Raw genomic sequence first — 14,786 nt, forward strand, 5'->3', positions numbered from 1 at the left:
CCGCTATGACGCTTTCCTTACCATCCGCTCCTGCGTGAAGGCCGCACTTGCGGCAAAGAGGCGTGCGTCGTCGGCGCCTCGCACTAGTTTGGGGTGGAGGACGGGACGGGACGGGGCGGGACAGGAACCGGCGACGGCAAGGCGACACGGCACGACAGGGCACAGCACGGCAGTGCACAACACGGCACGGCACGGGAAGCGGAAGGCGGAGGGCTCGGATGGCGACGGACACACCACCGCGCTGGGACCGCAGGATGCAGCAGCGGCTGGCGCGCGGCGAGGCCGCGGCCCTCGGCGAGCTGTACGACCGCTACGCCTCCCTCGTGCACAGCCTCGCCCACCGCGTCCTCGACGACGACCAGGCGGCCGACCAGGTCACCCGGGAGGTCTTCGGCTACATCTGGGAGAACCCCGAGGCGTACGACCCCCGGCAGGGCAACCTCCGCTCCTGGGTGGCCGGCGTGACCCAGCGGACGGCCGTGCACCGGCTGCGGCAGGCCGAGGCGACGGCGTACGCGGAGACCGGCATCGGCTCGGCGGAGGAGCTGGAGGCCAAGGTGCACCGGGCCTCCGTCGCCGCCCGCGCCGACTACATCGTCACCTCCATGCCGGCCCCGCTCCGCAAGGCGCTCGAACTGGCGTACTTCCAGCGGCGGGACTACCGCCAGACCGCCGCCGACCTGTCGATCAGCCACTAGGAGGCGAGACGCCGGCTGCGGCTCGGCCTCCAGCTCCTCTCCTCGGCCAACACCCGCCCGCTGGACGGACCGCCGGGCGGCTACGGGCGGGCGCTGTGACGGCGGCGAACGGCGAGGGCGACGACCTCGCACGCGCCCCGTGGATACCGGCTCCGAGGGAGTCGGCCGACGACCACGCCGAGCTCGCGGAACCGCCGGTCCTCTCCCACACCGTGCTCAAGTCCCTCCTCGGGGCGTGGGCGCTCTCGGCGTGCTCGGCCGCCGAGACGAGGGCCGTGGAGGACCACCTGACGGCCTGCGCGCCGTGTGCGGACGAGGCCCTGCGGCTGCGCGACGCGGTGACGCTGCTCCACGAGGACCGCGACCTCGACCTGGACCCGCTCCTCCGCTCCCGGGTCCTGGAGAACTGCCTGGGCCGCCGCCCGGCCCGCATCCCCGTGCCGGCGTGGGCGACGCCGTACGACGCGGAGACCGCCCGTCTCGACGCGCTGCTGCGGGACATCGGCGAATCCGAGTGGCACGCGCCGGTGCGGCTCAAGTGGTACGAGGACGACCGCCAGGTCCGGCGGAAGGCGACGGTCGCGGGCGTGATCGGCCACCTCCTGGCGGTGGACGGCCTGGTGTCCGGCGCCCTGGGCCTCACCGACCCCCTGGGCGCCGACGTCTCCCCGGAGCTCACCCCCACCGAGCGGACGGAGGCCTTCTGGGAGTCCCTCGACCGCCCGCCGAACCGCTCCCTCCGGGGCCCCTGGCGGGACCAGAGCCACACCCTGATCCGCACGGTCTCCTTCGCGGGCCGCGAGGTCGCCGACCTGACCGTCACCTACGGCGACTTCGCCCTGCCCCTGAAGGACGCCCTGCTGGAACGGGCCTTCGAGTGCTGGCTCCACGCGGACGACATCGCGAACGCGGTGGCCTACCCGTACGAGCCGCCGAGCGGCCCGCACCTCCACGGCATGATCGACCTGGCGGCCCGCCTGCTGCCGGCCGCCGTCGCCCACCGCCGCCGCACCGGCCGGGCGGCGGCGCCCCGCCACCTCGTCACGGCGGGCGCGCCGGGCCGCTCGCTCCACCTGGAGGTGGAGGGCGCGGGCGGCGGCCACTGGTACATCGCCCTGGACTCCCCGGCGGCCCTCGGCTCCCCCGACCACACGGTCGCGCAGGTCGCCCTGGACGGCGTCGAGTTCTGCCAGCTGGTGGCGGGGCACATCACCCCCGAGGAAGCCGCCGCCGGCCAGACCGGCGACCGCCAGGCCATCCAGGAGGTCCTGGCAGCGGCCGCCTCCTTGAGCCACCTCTGACCGCCCCCACCCTCAGGACGCACGAGCGGCGCACCCGCCGTCCCCGCGGGCAGGCGCGGCAGCGCGGGGCTCAGGTGAAGACGACGGTGCGGCGGCCGTTGGGGAGGATGCGCCGCTCGGCGTGCCACTTGACGGCCCGCGCCAGCGCCTGGCACTCCACGTCGCGCCCGATCGCGACGAGCTGGTCCGGCGTCACCTCGTGACCGACCCGCTCGACCTCCTGCTCGATGATCGGCCCCTCGTCGAGGTCCGCCGTGACGTAGTGCGCCGTCGCCCCGATCAGCTTCACGCCGCGCGCGTGCGCCTGGTGGTACGGCTTCGCGCCCTTGAAGCTCGGCAGGAAGGAGTGGTGGATGTTGATGATCCGCCCGGACAGCCGCTTGCACAGCTCGTCCGACAGCACCTGCATGTACCGCGCGAGCACGACCAGCTCGACGTTCTGCTCCTCGACGAGCGCGAGCAGCTCCGCCTCCGCCTCCGCCTTCGTCTCCTTCGTCACGGGAATGTGCCGGAAGGGGATGTCGTACGAGGCGACGAGCTCCGCGAAGTCCGTGTGGTTGGAGACGACCGCGACGATGTCGACGGGCAGTGCCCCGATGGACGACCGGAAGAGCAGGTCGTTCAGGCAGTGTCCGAACTTCGAGACCATCAGCACGACCCGCATGCGCTCGTCGGCGCGGTGGATCTGCCAGTCCATCTGGAAGGAGTCGCCCACCGCCGCGAAGCTCGCCCGCAGCTTCTCCACCGTCACCGGCGCCTCCGCCGAGAAGTGGACCCGCATGAAGAAGAGACCCGTGTCACGGTCTCCGAACTGCTGACTGTCCTCGATGTTGCATCCGGTGATGAAGAGGTAGCTCGACACGGCGTGCACGATGCCCTGCTTGTCCGGGCACGAGATGGTGAGGACGTACTGGTCGGTCATCCGGACAGCGTGCCACACCGCGCGGTCCGGGCCGTACCCCGTCCGTCCTCCGGAACACCCCGTCCACCGGCTCTCACGCGCGCGTGAGGATCCTCAGCACGTCCAGGGAGCGCGGCGGCACGTCCGGGTCGTCCCCGTCCGCCGTCGCGAGCCGCACGTGCGCCTCGCGCGCCGCCCGGACCGCCTCGGGCCAGCCCGGGTGCTCCAGGTAGGCGGAGACGGGCGCGTCGGGACCGACCTGGTGCAGGATCCGCAGCACCCGCAGGACGGCGACGTCCACGAGCTGCGCCTCCCCCGAGTCCCGGAAGATCGCGCCGACGTACTTCTCGGCGGACCAGTTGTCGAGCCAGGTGTCCTCGACGAGCCGGTAGACGGCGTCGGTCACGTCCCCGTAGCCCTCCTGGCCGGCGAGCCAGACGGACTGGTGGAACGCGGGATCGGAGAGCATGTGCAGCGCCGATCGCACATTCGTGCGCCAGCGCCACCACGGCATGTCGTTGAGCGGCATGCCGCCCATGGTGGAGGAGCGACGCCCGCGACGGGAAGAGCCGGCCGGACCCGGGGCGGTACTGGAGGCGGTACTGGACGCGGTACTGGACATCGTCCGATCGTACGGTCGCCCACCGACAACCGGACTCACCCCCTCCTCTTAGACCCTCCGCCCCCCGTAATTCACCTCCAGGTCACCGTCCGTTGAACGGTGCACACTCCCGCGTTACCCCTGAGGCGGAATTGTGCGTGTCCATGACCGGTAGGCGACTGTCCACTCTCCTCGCGTCCGTCACCGCCGCGGCGGCCGGCACGGCGCTCCTCACCGGGTGTGGCGTGCTCCCTGGTGCCACGGGGGGCTCCAGGGAGCCCGTCACGGTGATGACCTGGGCCCCCGACCAGACCCGCGCGACCAACATGCCCGGCATGCCCGCCATGGCCCAGACGTTCGCCCGCTGGGTGAACTCCCAGGGCGGCATCGACGGCCACGAACTGCGCGTCCTCACGTGCAACGAACAGAACACCCCGACCGGCGCCGCCTCGTGCGCCCGCCGCGCCGTACGCGAGAAGGCCGTCGCCGTCGTGGGCTCGTACAGCCAGAACGGCCGCGCCTTCATGGCCCCCCTCGAAGCCGCCGGCATCCCCTACATCGGGGGCTACGGCATCACCGAGGACGAGTTCACCAGCCCCCTCTCGTACCCCGTCAACGGCGGCCTCGCCGCCCTGCTCGCCGGCCACGGCATGCAGCTCGCCGAGGACTGCGACAAGGTCTCCCTGGTCCGCCCGGACACCCTCGCCGGCGACCGGCTGCCCAAACTGCTCGACGCCGGACTGAAGAAGGCGAGCAAGCGCGGCGCCGTCGACATCCCGGCCGTCGAGGACGCCACCGAGTACACCTCCCAGGCCGCCCGCGCCCGGGACAGGGCGGGCACGGAGGACGGCTGCGTCGCCGCCGTCCTCGGCGAGCGCACCCAGACCTTCTTCGACTCCTTCCGGCGGCTCCCGGAGCCCACCGGCGGCGCCCGGTCCGACGGCTCCGGCTCGGATTCCGGATCCGGCTCCGGCTCCGGCGGTTCCCCGATCCGGATCTCGTCCGTCCTCGGCAGCGTCGGCCAGCCCGTCATCGACCGCACCGGCGGCGCCCGCAGCCCCTTCGAGGGCGCCTACGTCACCGGCTGGTACCCGGAGGCTGACGACAAGAGCTGGGAGCCGATGCGCAAGGTCGTCAAGGAGCACGCCTTCGCCGACAACCGGGTCGACCCGACCGACACCGGCGTGCAGACGACCTGGATCGCGTACACCGTCCTCAAGCAGGTCATCGAGTCCCTCGACACCGACGTGATCACCAGCGCGCGCATCACGCAGGCCCTCGACCACGGCGCCCGCGTGGACACCGGCGGCCTCACCCCGCCGCTGCGCTGGATGTACGAGGACCTGCTCGGCGCCCCCGACTTCCCCAGGATCGTCAACCACGAGGTGACGTTCCAGGTGGTCAGGAAGGGCCGGCTCGTCGCCCAGAAGCCCGGCTTCGTCGACATCGGCCCCACCGTCACCAACCGGGGCTGACCGTCCGTCCACGGCCCGCCCCGGCCCGCCCCCGGTCCGCCGCCCCTACAGCTGGGTGGCGGACCGCTTCGTCAGTCCGTACTTCCCGGCGGTCGGGTTCCACAGCCCGGCCGCCTCCTTCTTCGCCTCGGTCGCCTCGCCGCTCTTCGCGTTGGCCGCCTTGAGCCGGTTGGTCGACTTGGCCTGGCCGCCCTTGCAGGCGTTCTTGGCCTTCGACTGCTCCGCCCAGCCCGCGTAGTGGTCGTCGGCCTCCGCCGACGCCTGCCACGCGCGCGTGAGGGCCGCCTTCAGCGCCCCGCTGTCCGGGAGCTTGTCGACGCTCAGCGTCTGCAGCTTGGTCACCAGACCCCGCCGCTGCTGGGCCGCGCCCCGCAGGTCGGCGGCCGCCTTGTCGAGGTTCTTGCACTGCTTGATCGCCTCGACCGAGCGGATCACCGCGTCCCGGCTGTCGTTGCTCGTCGCGAGGAGCTTGTCCAGCTCCTTCGCCTGCGGCTCGGCCGGATCGTCCTTCTTCTCCGGCGCCGGAGAAGAGTCGCCGCCGGCGGCCGACGGCGCCGAGCTCGGGGCCACGCTCGTCCCGGCCGTCGTCTCCTTCTCCTCGTCACCGCCGCTGAGCAGGGCGCCCACGCCGAGACCGACGACCGCGCAGCCCACCACCACGGCCGCGATCAGCGCCACCGGCGACTTCCGGCGCGGCGCCGGCTCGTCGTCGTAGTAGGCGTCCTGGTGCCCGCCGGGCGCCTGGTGACCGCCGCCCTGATAGCCGTACTGCTGCTGTGGCTGGTGGTGCTGGGGCTGCTGGGGGTACGGAGCCGGGGCGGGCTGCTGGTACGCCGGCGGCGCGGGCTGCGCCGGCGCCGAGTCCCGGAACAGGCTGTCGAACTCGGCGGGCGGCTGCGAAGGCCCCGGACCACCGGGCACCGGACCACCGGGCACGGGACCTCCCGGCACGGGGCCGCCGCTCCCCGGCAGGGGGGCTATGTACTGCGTCGCGTCCGAGGCCCCCGCGGGCGGCTGCGGCAGCGGCCCGGTGCCCAGGAACTGCGTCTGCGCGCCGCCCTGCGGCGGGACGCCGCCGGCCACCGGCGCGATGTGCTGGGTCGCCTGCATGTCCGGGACCGGAGCGGCGGCCGGCGGCGGGTAGCCGTACCCGGCGGGCGGGCCCTGCGGCGGGACGCCGCCGGGCACGGGCGCCATGTGCTGGGTCGCCTGCATGTCGCCGGCCGTGCCGTGCGCGGCGACCGGCGGCGGGTAGCCGTACCCCGCCGGCGGACCGGCCGGGGGGCCCGCGGGGGGCATCGGCGGGCCCTGGGGCTGCGCCGGGATCGGCGCGATGTACTGCGTGGCCTGGAGATCACCGGCGGCCGGCGCCTCGGGCGGCAGCGGCTGCGCGGGGGGCAGCGGCTGCCCGCCGGGCGGGGGCGGGCCGCCCGCGGGGCCCCAGGCACCACCCCACGCCTGCGCGCCCCCCTGCTCCGGACCCTGTCCGTTCTGCGTCACCGGGACTCCTACTGATGGACCGACCTACGGAATCGTCGGCTCACGCTACCGGGTGCGTCCATGGCTCCGCACACACGTGTGAGCCCGGTAACACCCTTCCCGTGGAACGGAACCGCCCCCGGAACCGTCCGCTCACACCGCGTACGCCTCCAGCCGGGCCTCGAACTCCCGGACCACCGCCTCGCCCGCGTACGGCTCCAGGCGCTCCCTCAGCTCCTCCAGGTACTCCGCCCCGCGCGACGACCGCAGCGTGCCGAGGAGTTCGAGCGCGCGCGTGCCCGTGCGGCACGCCTCCTCGACCTCCCGCTGCTCCACGCGCGCGTGCGCGAGCAGCGCGAGTCCGATCGCCCGCCGCCGCGCCCGCCCCTCCGGATGCCCGGCCAGCGACTCCTCCGCCGCCCGCACCGCCGCGTCCGCGCGCCCCAGGTCCCGGTAGCAGTGCGCCAGTTCGTCCGCCAGGTAGGCCCGGTCGAAGTGGGCGATCCACACCGGGTCGTCGCCCGACTCCGGATCGGCCGCCTCCAGCGCGCGTACGGCACGTCCCGCCGCCGACTCGAAGGCCCGCTCGTCGCCCATCAGCGCGTGCCCGCGCGCCTCCGCCGCCAGGAACATCGCCTCGGCCCGCGGCGGCACCCCGCCCCGCGTGCCCTCCTGCGCGGCGCGCGCCAACTGGGCGATCTCCCGGGGGTTCCCGAGCTCCGCCGCCAGGTGGCTCATCGACGCGGCCAGCACGTAGCCGCCGTAGCCGCGGTCCCCGGCCGCCTGCGCGAGCCGCAGCGCCTGGATGTAGTACCGCTGCGCCAGCCCCGGTTCGCCGGTGTCCACCGCCATGTACCCGGCCAGCTCCGTCAGCCGGGCCACCGCGCCGAACAACTCCCTTCCCACCTCCTCCCGGTAGGAGCCCGACAGCATCCCGGAGACCACGCTGTCGAGGTAGTGGACCACCACCGGGCGCACGTGCCCGCTGCCGAAGCGCCGGTCGAGCTCGACGAGCGCCGCCGTCGTCTCCCGCACCGCCGCCACGTCCGCGCGCCCCACCCGCGCCCCGGCCGCCCGCGCCACCTGCGCGTCGACGCCGCTGATCAGCCAGTCGCGGCTGGGCTCCACGAGCGCGGAGGCGGCGACCGCGGAACCGGTCAGGAACTCCCGGCGGCCCACGTCGCTGCGGTACAGCTCGCAGACCTGCTCGATCGCGCCGAGCACGGTCGGCGCGAACTGGAGGCCGACGCCCGCCGCGAGGTTCCGGCCGTCGGCCATCCCCACCTCGTCGATCGTCACCGTCCGCCCCAGCTTGCGGCCGATGGCCTCGGCGATGATGCCGGGCGCCCGGCCGCGCGGCTGCTGCCCGCGCAGCCAGCGCGCCACCGAGGTCTTGTCGTACCGCAGGTCGAGACCGCGCTCCGCGCCGACCATGTTGACCCTGCGGGCGAGACCGGCGTTGGAGCAGGCGGCCTCCTGGATGAGCGCCTGGAGCCGTTCGTTGGGCTGTCGCGGCACGAGTGGCCTGGCTGCCATGAGTGGAACCCCCAGAAGGGACGGATACGGACACGAAGGGATCACTGCCCGGCGAATATCCGGCCAATGCAGATGTGAACACGCGAAACCGGACACGACGGTGAGCGGTCCGCGGCACCCCGCCCCGCCCCGTGCCGTGTCCGCCCCGTCCTCTTCCGTACCCCTCCCCCGCTCCCCGGTCCCCCGCGCGCCCCCGCGCGTGCACCCATGCGCCCCGCATGCAGGATCGATGCCTCACCCCCGGCGCCGCCGCGCCCGTAACCCCAGGTGACGGGCGGAGTTGTCTTCGACGTGGATGAGACCATCGGAGTCACGACGGAAACCGCACAGATCCCCAAGCAGCGAGGCGAGCAGCTGCTCGACAGCGCCGTGCGGTATGCGGAGGAGCGGCACTGGGACGTGTTCCCGGGGACCTGGCTGGAAGCCGTCGACGGCCGGGAGCGCTGCTCCTGCGGCACCGCCGACTGCCCCCTGCCCGGCGGGCACGCGGTGAAGCCCGACTGGGCGACGCTGGCGACCGGGAGCGGGGTGGGCGCCCGGCGCATGTGGTCGAAGCAGCCGAAGTCGTCGATCCTCCTCCCCACCGGCCGCACCTTCGACGCGATCGAGGTCCCCGAGGCGGCCGGTTTCCTCGCGCTCGCCCGCATGGAGCGGATGGAGCTGACGCTGGGTCCCGTGACCTGCGCCCCGGACCGCCGGATGTTCTTCTTCGTGCTGCCGGGCGCCGCCGCCAAGGTGCCCGACCTGATCCGCAAGCTCGGCTGGGCCCCGTCCGCGCTCGACCTCACCACGCGCGGGGAGGGGCATTACGTGGCCGCGCCGCCCACCCGGATCGGCGGCCGGGGCGCGGTGCAGTGGGCGCGGCGCCCCACGCCCGCCAACCGCTGGTTGCCGGACGCGGAGGAGCTGATCAGCGCGCTCGCGTACGCGTGCGGGCGCGAGGCGGCGGAGGCGCGGTCGCGCCGTCCGTGACCTGGGGTTCTCCCCGGACGGCCCCTTAGGGTGGCCGGAACGGCGCGCACAGGCGTCGCAGGGGACAACCGAAGGGTTGACGGACCATGCCCGACCAGGCATTTGACGGGACGTTCGAACCGACGGGCGCCGCACCGGAGAACTCCGGTGCGGCGCCCGCGGTGCAGGTGGAGGGGGTGTGGAAGCGGTTCGGGCAGCAGATCGCGGTGAACGGGATCGATCTGGTGCTGCCCGCGGGGAAGTTCATCGGTCTCGTCGGGCCCAACGGCGCCGGCAAGACCACCACCCTCTCCATGATCACCGGCCTGCTGCGGCCGGACTCCGGCCGGATCCGGGTGGCCGGCCACGACGTGTGGCGGGACCCCGAGTCGGTGGCGCGGGTGAAGGCCAGGATCGGGATCCTGCCGGAGGGGCTGCGGCTCTTCGAGCGGCTCTCGGGGCGTGAACTCCTCGCGTACAGCGGGCGGCTGCGGGGGCTGCCCGGTGCGGAGGTCGACAAGCGGGCCACCCAGCTCCTGGACGTCCTGGACCTGGCGGGTTCGCAGCACAAGCTGGTCGTCGACTACTCGACCGGCATGCGGAAGAAGATCGGGCTGGCGGCGGCGCTGCTGCACAACCCGGACGTGCTCTTCCTCGACGAGCCCTTCGAGGGCGTCGACCCGGTGTCGGCGCAGACCATCCGCGGCGTCCTGGAGCGGTACACCTCCTCCGGCGCGACCGTGGTCTTCTCCAGCCACGTCATGGAGCTGGTGGAGTCGCTGTGCGACTGGGTCGCGGTGATGGCCGGCGGCCGGATCCGGGCGCAGGGTCCGCTGGCGGAGGTGAAGGGCTCGGCCGCGACCCTCCAGGAGGCGTTCCTGGAGCTGGTGGGCGCCCATGACCGGGCGGCGGCGGGGGACTCGCTGGACTGGCTGGGCGGCGCCCGGGGAGACCGCTCGTGAGCGCCCCGGCCACCGCCGGCGCTCCGACCGCCGCTGCCGAGCCGTCGCTGACCCCGGTCTTCGTCCGGCTGAAGCTGTCGCTGCTGCGGAACGGTCTGCGGCAGTCCAGCGGGCGCACGGCCGCGTTCGTCGCCTCCCTGGTGGTGGTGCTGCTGATCGCCGCCTTCATGGTGCTCGGTTTCCTCCTGCTGCGGGGGCACGGGGCGGCCGGGGCGGTCGCGGTGCTGACGACCGGGGTCTTCGGGCTCGGCTGGGCGGTGATGCCGCTGTTCCTGCCGAGCGGGGACGAGACGCTCGACCCGTCGCGTCTGGTGATGCTGCCGCTGCGGCCGCAGCCCCTGGTGCGGGCGCTCCTCGTGGCCTCGCTGGTGGGCACCGGCCCGCTGTTCACGCTCTGCCTGGCGGTCGGGGCGGTGGCGGCCGTGGCGCACGGGACGGCGGCGACGGTGACCGCGGTGCTCGCGGTGCCTCTGGTGCTGATGGTGTGCGTGGCGCTGTCGCGGGCGATCGCCACGGCGAACGTACGGCTGCTGTCCTCCCGCAAGGGCCGGGACATGGCGCTGCTGAGCGGCCTGCTGATCGCGCTCGGCATCCAGGCGGTCAACTTCGGCGCCCAGGCACTGGGCCGCACGGGGGACCTGTCGGTGCTCGACACGGCGGCGTCGGTGGTGGGCTGGCTGCCGCCCGCGTCGGCGGTGGCGGCGGTCGACTCCGCCGCCGACGGCGACCTCGTGCTCGCCGGGGCGCGGCTGCTGCTCGCCGTGGTGGCGCTGGCGGCGCTGCTGTGGTGGTGGCGGCGGAGCCTGGTGCGGCTGATGGTCGAGCCGGACGGTTCGACGATCGGCGCGGCCCCGGACACGGTCAAGGACCCGGCGGCGGGGCGGGGGCTGCTGGCGCGGCTGCTGCCCGGAGGCCGTACGGGAGCGGTGATGGAACGTTGCTTCCGCTACATCTGGCGTGACCCGAAGACGAAGGCGGCGTGGGTGTCGGCGCTGGCGGTCGGCGCGCTCGTGCCGCTGTTCAACGCCTTCCAGGAGAACGGCTCGGTCTACTGGGCCTGCTTCGCCTCCGGGATGCTCGGCCTCCAGATGTTCAACCAGTTCGGGCAGGACTCGTCGGCGTTCTGGATGGTCGCGCAGACCATCGCGTCGCCGGCGGACGCGTACGCGGAGCTGCGGGACCGGGCGTACGTGATGGCCGCGGTCACCGTCCCGTTCACCGTGCTCGTCGCCGTCGGCACGGCGGCAGTCGCCGGCGGCTGGTCGCAGCTCCCGGAGGTCTTCGGCCTGGCGTTCGCGCTGCTGGGCGCGATGCTGGCGCTGGGCGTCGTCGTCTCCGTCCGCTACCCGTACTCGATCCCCCAGGACTCGCACCGGAACGTGGCACCGGGCCAGGGCGGCATGGCGATCGCGGCGATCTTCGGCGGCATGTTCGCCGGCCCGTTGCTGTGCGGTCCGCTGATCGGCCTCCTCGTGTGGCTGCGCGTCTCCGGCCACCACGGCCTGCTGTGGCTGCTGCTGCCGCTGGGCGTGGCGTACGGGGCGCTGCTGCTGTGGGGCGCGCTGCGGCTGATGTCGGGCCGGATGGCGCGGCGGCTGCCGGAGATCCTGGCGGCGGTCAGCAAGGGCTGACGCGACCCGAAGCAGGGGAAAGGGGCGTCCACGCGCGCGTGGACGCCCCTTTCTGCCGGTCCCTCGGGGTCAGAAGGCCCCGTTGAGGCGCCACCACTCGCTGTTGGCGCGGACGCCGGAGGCGAAGCCGCCGTTGCCGAGGCCGTTGTAGGTGAGGAGCCAGCCCGGGTTTCCGACGAAGCCGTCGATGGCGTACCGCTCGTTGGTGACGGCGGCCAGGTCGGGTCGGCCGTCGCCGCTGAAGTCGCCGACGGCGAGGAGCGTCCCCATCGCGTTCCAGCCACCGGAGCCGATGAGCTTGCGGGCGCCGAGACCGCCGGAGGACGTACCGGGGTAGAGCCACAGCTTGCCGGTGGAGGCCTCTCGGGCGATCAGGTCGGCCTTGCCGTCGCCGTTGAGGTCACCGGGCCCGGCGAGGGCGTTCATGGAGTTCCAGCCGCCGCTGCCGATGAGCTTGCGGCCGCCGAGACCGCCGGAGGACGTACCGGGGTAGAGCCACAGCTTGCCCGTGGACTTCTCGACGGCGAGGAGGTCGGCGTAGCCGTCGGGGGTGAGGTTGCCGACGCCGGTGAGGTGGTTCATCCCGTTCCAGCCACCGGAGCCGATGAGCGTGCGGGAGCCCACGGAGCCGGTGCCGGCGCCCTTGTACAGCCACAGCTTGCCGGTGGACGCCTCGCGGGCGATGACGTCCTCCTTGCCGTCGCGGGAGAAGTCGCCGTGGCGGACGAGGGCGTTCATGGCGTTCCAGCCGCCCGTGCCGACGAGCTTGCCGGTGCCGTCGCCGGGGGTGAACCAGAGGCGGCCCGCCGTGTCGCGGACGAGGACGTCGGACTTGCGGTTGCCGTCGAGGTCACCGAAGCCGGACGCCTTGGGGGAGGTCTCGGACCACCAGTCCGGGTAGGCGTTCTGCGAGCACTCGCGGTCGGTCTTGACGAACTTGAGCGAGCTCATGGTGAACATGGGCCCGGTGGTCCAGGAGCCGTTGACGGCCGGCCTCTCCGACCAGTAGCCCTCCCAGGGGACGTAGTCGGCCGCCTCGTACATGCAGGCGAACGAGGAGGTCCGGTTGATGTACGAGCCGAACCGGGTGCCGTACGAGCCCATGGTGGGCATGTTCGTACGGGTCTTGAGCATCGTGCCCTGGGCGCTCTCCTTGGTCCAGGCACAGAAATAGCCCGCGGGGCAGTCGGAGACCGCGGCCTGGGCGGGGGCGGCCCCGGCGAGCCCGGCGGCCCCCAGGGTCACGGCCCCGAGCAGGGACGCCAGGCTCTTTCTGATGGCAGCGCGCAAAATCGGTTCTCCTGTGGATGGTGTTCGTTCTTCGGCGCCGACCGTACCGGCCGCCCGGGTCAACGGAACGTGTGGGTGACCCTGATCGGCCCGACGATGTGCGCGTTGAACTCGTCCAGCTCCTCGGCCGGCACCCACAGCTCCAGGATCGTGCTGCCGCCGACCTGCCGGACGGGGTAGCGCGCGAGGAACGCGGAGTCGACCTCGAACCGGGTGACGTGGCCGGAGCCGCTGTGCTTCACGTTCCAGTCGCGGGCGATGCGGATCGCGTAGTCCTCGTCGAGGACCGGGTAGAAGATCGGCTGCTCGGGGAGGCGGGGCGGCCAGGCGCGCCACCCGAGCTCACGGACGAGCGCGAGCTCCTCGGGGCCGGTGGGGCGCCAGAGGGTCGTCGTCGGCCGGGCCTGCGGGCGGGAACTGGTCATGGCGGGCAACGTATCCGGCCGTCGCGAACGGCGGCCACGGGTTTTCCACAGGCCGTTGTCCACAGGGGTGTCGGAGGCGGGGGGAGCGGGACATGATGCTGGCGAGGGGCACGGGCGGTGACGACTGGGGGAGGTTCGCATGGGGTTCTTCGGCCGGCGGGACAAGAGGAGCGCGGCACCGGAGCCGGACACGATCGCGCAGGCGACGGGCCCGGACCGCGAGCTGCTGAAGCGGCGGGCGCGGGAGGCGTACGAGGAGGGGGTCGGGCACCAGGTGCTGCCGAGCCGGGCGCGGGCGGCGCTCGACGCCTTCGACCGCTCGGCCGCCCGTCTCGACGACCTGTTCGCGACGGCTCCGGACGACCCGGAGCTGTGGCGGATGCGCGGCGCCCTGCTCTATGCGCGGGCCTCCACCCAGCTGACGCTCGACCGGCACGAGGCGGCGACGGCGGACCTGACCGCCTGTGTGGACGCCTACGGAAGGAGCGGGCTCCCCGAGGCGGCCCTCCTGGCGGCGGACGCCCTGATACGCCGGGCCCGGGCGTACGGCGAGGCGGGCCGGCCGATGGCGGCGCTGGCGGACGTGGACCGGGCGATCGGCGCGTACGTACAGGCGGGCGCGTACGCGTCACCGCACCCGCTGCTCCCGGACTTCGCGCGGGTCCTGGCGCTGGCGGCGACGGTGCACCTGAAGGTCGGGGACGTGGACCAGGCCCTGGCCTGCGCCCGCCAGTCCCTCGCCCGCTACCAGGACCTGACGCGGCAGCGGGGCGGTCTCGACCGCGAGGAGGCCGGCTACATGGCGGACGCGGCCGGGGACACCGCGTCCCGGCTGGAGGCGGCGCGCGGCAACTGGGAGGCCGCGCTGGCGGTGAACCAGGTGGCACGGGAGGCGGCCGAGGCGGGGGCCGGCGCCCTCGGGCAGGCGCTGGCCCGCGAGGGGCTGCACCTGCGGCTGGCCGGCCGGGTCCGGCAGGCGGAGCCGGTGCTGGCCCGTGCCGAGGAGGTGGCGCCGGGGTCGGTGGCCCGGGAGGAGGAGCTGGCCGCGCTGCCGCTGCCGCCGTCGCTGGCGCAGGCCCTCACGACGGGCGAGTCGCTGCTGCGGGAGCGGAAGGACGCGCCGCTGCGGCCGGAGGAGGCGGCGCGGCTGCGGAAGGAGCTGACGGGGCACGAGTCGTACTCGGCCTCGGTGCGGGTGCGGAGCGGGTCCGCCTTCGCCCCGGAGGCGGCCGCGCTCACGACGGTGGCGGACCTGCTGCTGCGGGAGGGACACGTGCCGGAGGCGTGGCGCGTCGCGCTGGAGACCCACCTCATATGCGACTCCCTGGCCCGCCGCGCCCCCGACGGGGACGAGGACCTGCTGCCCGCCCTCGCCGGACCCTGGCGCGACGCCCTGGCGGTCGCCTCCCGCGCGGCGCTCGCGGCGGGCCGGGACTCCTTCGCGGAGGACGTGACGGCCGCGTCGAAGGCCGTGCGCGCCACGCTCGCGAAGGCGTGAGGGACGGCTGCGGGTCCCGCCCCGCGGGAGCGGCCGAG

The 14,786-nt window shown here is 73.9% G+C and carries 12 protein-coding genes and 1 pseudogene; 7 read left to right on the forward strand and 6 right to left on the reverse strand.

Annotated elements, in window-relative coordinates; genetic code table 11:
• Positions 1–218 precede the first annotated feature (218 nt).
• Both IE245_RS17750 and IE245_RS17755 read left to right on the forward strand, forming a co-directional pair.
• Positions 219–797 (forward strand): annotated as a pseudogene (locus IE245_RS17750) (sigma-70 family RNA polymerase sigma factor).
• Entirely contained in the window at positions 794–1,999 is a 1,206-nt protein-coding gene (locus IE245_RS17755) for a maleylpyruvate isomerase N-terminal domain-containing protein (protein ID WP_189948528.1), read from the forward strand. The pseudogene IE245_RS17750 and the gene IE245_RS17755 overlap by 4 nt, the downstream one beginning before the upstream one ends.
• Before the next feature lie 70 nt (positions 2,000–2,069).
• On the opposite strand, the gene purU is transcribed toward IE245_RS17755, so the two are convergent.
• Together purU and IE245_RS17765 are read right to left on the reverse strand one after the other, a co-directional pair.
• The gene (gene purU / locus IE245_RS17760; protein WP_189948537.1) at positions 2,070–2,921 is read right to left on the reverse strand and encodes a formyltetrahydrofolate deformylase; all 852 of its coding nucleotides are present in this window, start codon (positions 2,919–2,921) and stop codon (positions 2,070–2,072) included.
• A 73-nt stretch (positions 2,922–2,994) separates the two neighbouring features.
• On the reverse strand, positions 2,995–3,438 hold the full coding sequence (locus IE245_RS17765; protein WP_444545737.1) for an SCO4402 family protein: 444 nt from the start codon (positions 3,436–3,438) through the stop codon (positions 2,995–2,997).
• A gap of 227 nt (positions 3,439–3,665) precedes the next feature.
• Between IE245_RS17765 and IE245_RS17770 the strand changes: the two genes are divergently transcribed.
• On the forward strand, positions 3,666–4,976 hold the full coding sequence (locus tag IE245_RS17770; RefSeq protein ID WP_189948541.1) for an ABC transporter substrate-binding protein: 1,311 nt from the start codon (positions 3,666–3,668) through the stop codon (positions 4,974–4,976).
• Positions 4,977–5,021: 45 nt separating this feature from the next.
• Here the strand turns inward: IE245_RS17770 and IE245_RS17775 are convergent, their stop codons facing one another.
• Both IE245_RS17775 and IE245_RS17780 read right to left on the reverse strand, forming a co-directional pair.
• Positions 5,022–6,476 (reverse strand): hypothetical protein, encoded by a 1,455-nt coding sequence (locus tag IE245_RS17775; RefSeq protein WP_189948543.1) that lies wholly within the window; start codon positions 6,474–6,476, stop codon positions 5,022–5,024.
• Positions 6,477–6,608: 132 nt separating this feature from the next.
• Entirely contained in the window at positions 6,609–7,991 is a 1,383-nt protein-coding gene (locus IE245_RS17780; RefSeq protein ID WP_189948545.1) for an NsdA family TPR-like regulatory protein, read from the reverse strand.
• A gap of 291 nt (positions 7,992–8,282) precedes the next feature.
• Here IE245_RS17780 and IE245_RS17785 point away from each other — a divergent pair, with 291 nt between their 5' ends.
• From IE245_RS17785 to IE245_RS17795, 3 genes are all read left to right on the forward strand, one after another.
• Positions 8,283–8,963, forward strand: a complete 681-nt coding sequence (locus tag IE245_RS17785) for a bifunctional DNA primase/polymerase (RefSeq protein WP_189948547.1) — start codon at positions 8,283–8,285, stop codon at positions 8,961–8,963.
• Positions 8,964–9,049: 86 nt separating this feature from the next.
• Positions 9,050–9,904: an ABC transporter ATP-binding protein gene (locus IE245_RS17790; RefSeq protein ID WP_189948549.1), complete on the forward strand. Its 855-nt coding sequence runs from the start codon at positions 9,050–9,052 to the stop codon at positions 9,902–9,904.
• Entirely contained in the window at positions 9,901–11,535 is a 1,635-nt protein-coding gene (locus tag IE245_RS17795; protein WP_189948551.1) for a transporter, read from the forward strand. The genes IE245_RS17790 and IE245_RS17795 overlap by 4 nt, the downstream gene beginning before the upstream one ends.
• A gap of 69 nt (positions 11,536–11,604) precedes the next feature.
• Here the strand turns inward: IE245_RS17795 and IE245_RS17800 are convergent, their stop codons facing one another.
• Entirely contained in the window at positions 11,605–12,825 is a 1,221-nt protein-coding gene (locus IE245_RS17800) for an FG-GAP-like repeat-containing protein (protein ID WP_189948555.1), read from the reverse strand.
• Positions 12,826–12,884: 59 nt separating this feature from the next.
• Complete coding sequence (locus IE245_RS17805) at positions 12,885–13,250, reverse strand: hypothetical protein (protein ID WP_189948557.1); 366 nt, start codon at positions 13,248–13,250, stop codon at positions 12,885–12,887.
• A 139-nt stretch (positions 13,251–13,389) separates the two neighbouring features.
• Between IE245_RS17805 and IE245_RS17810 the strand changes: the two genes are divergently transcribed.
• Positions 13,390–14,748, forward strand: coding sequence for a hypothetical protein (locus IE245_RS17810; protein ID WP_189948559.1), 1,359 nt, complete (start codon positions 13,390–13,392; stop codon positions 14,746–14,748).
• The last annotated feature ends 38 nt before the right edge of the window (positions 14,749–14,786 follow it).

The organism is Streptomyces roseolus, from assembly GCF_014649855.1.
GTDB lineage: Bacteria > Actinomycetota > Actinomycetes > Streptomycetales > Streptomycetaceae > Streptomyces > Streptomyces roseolus.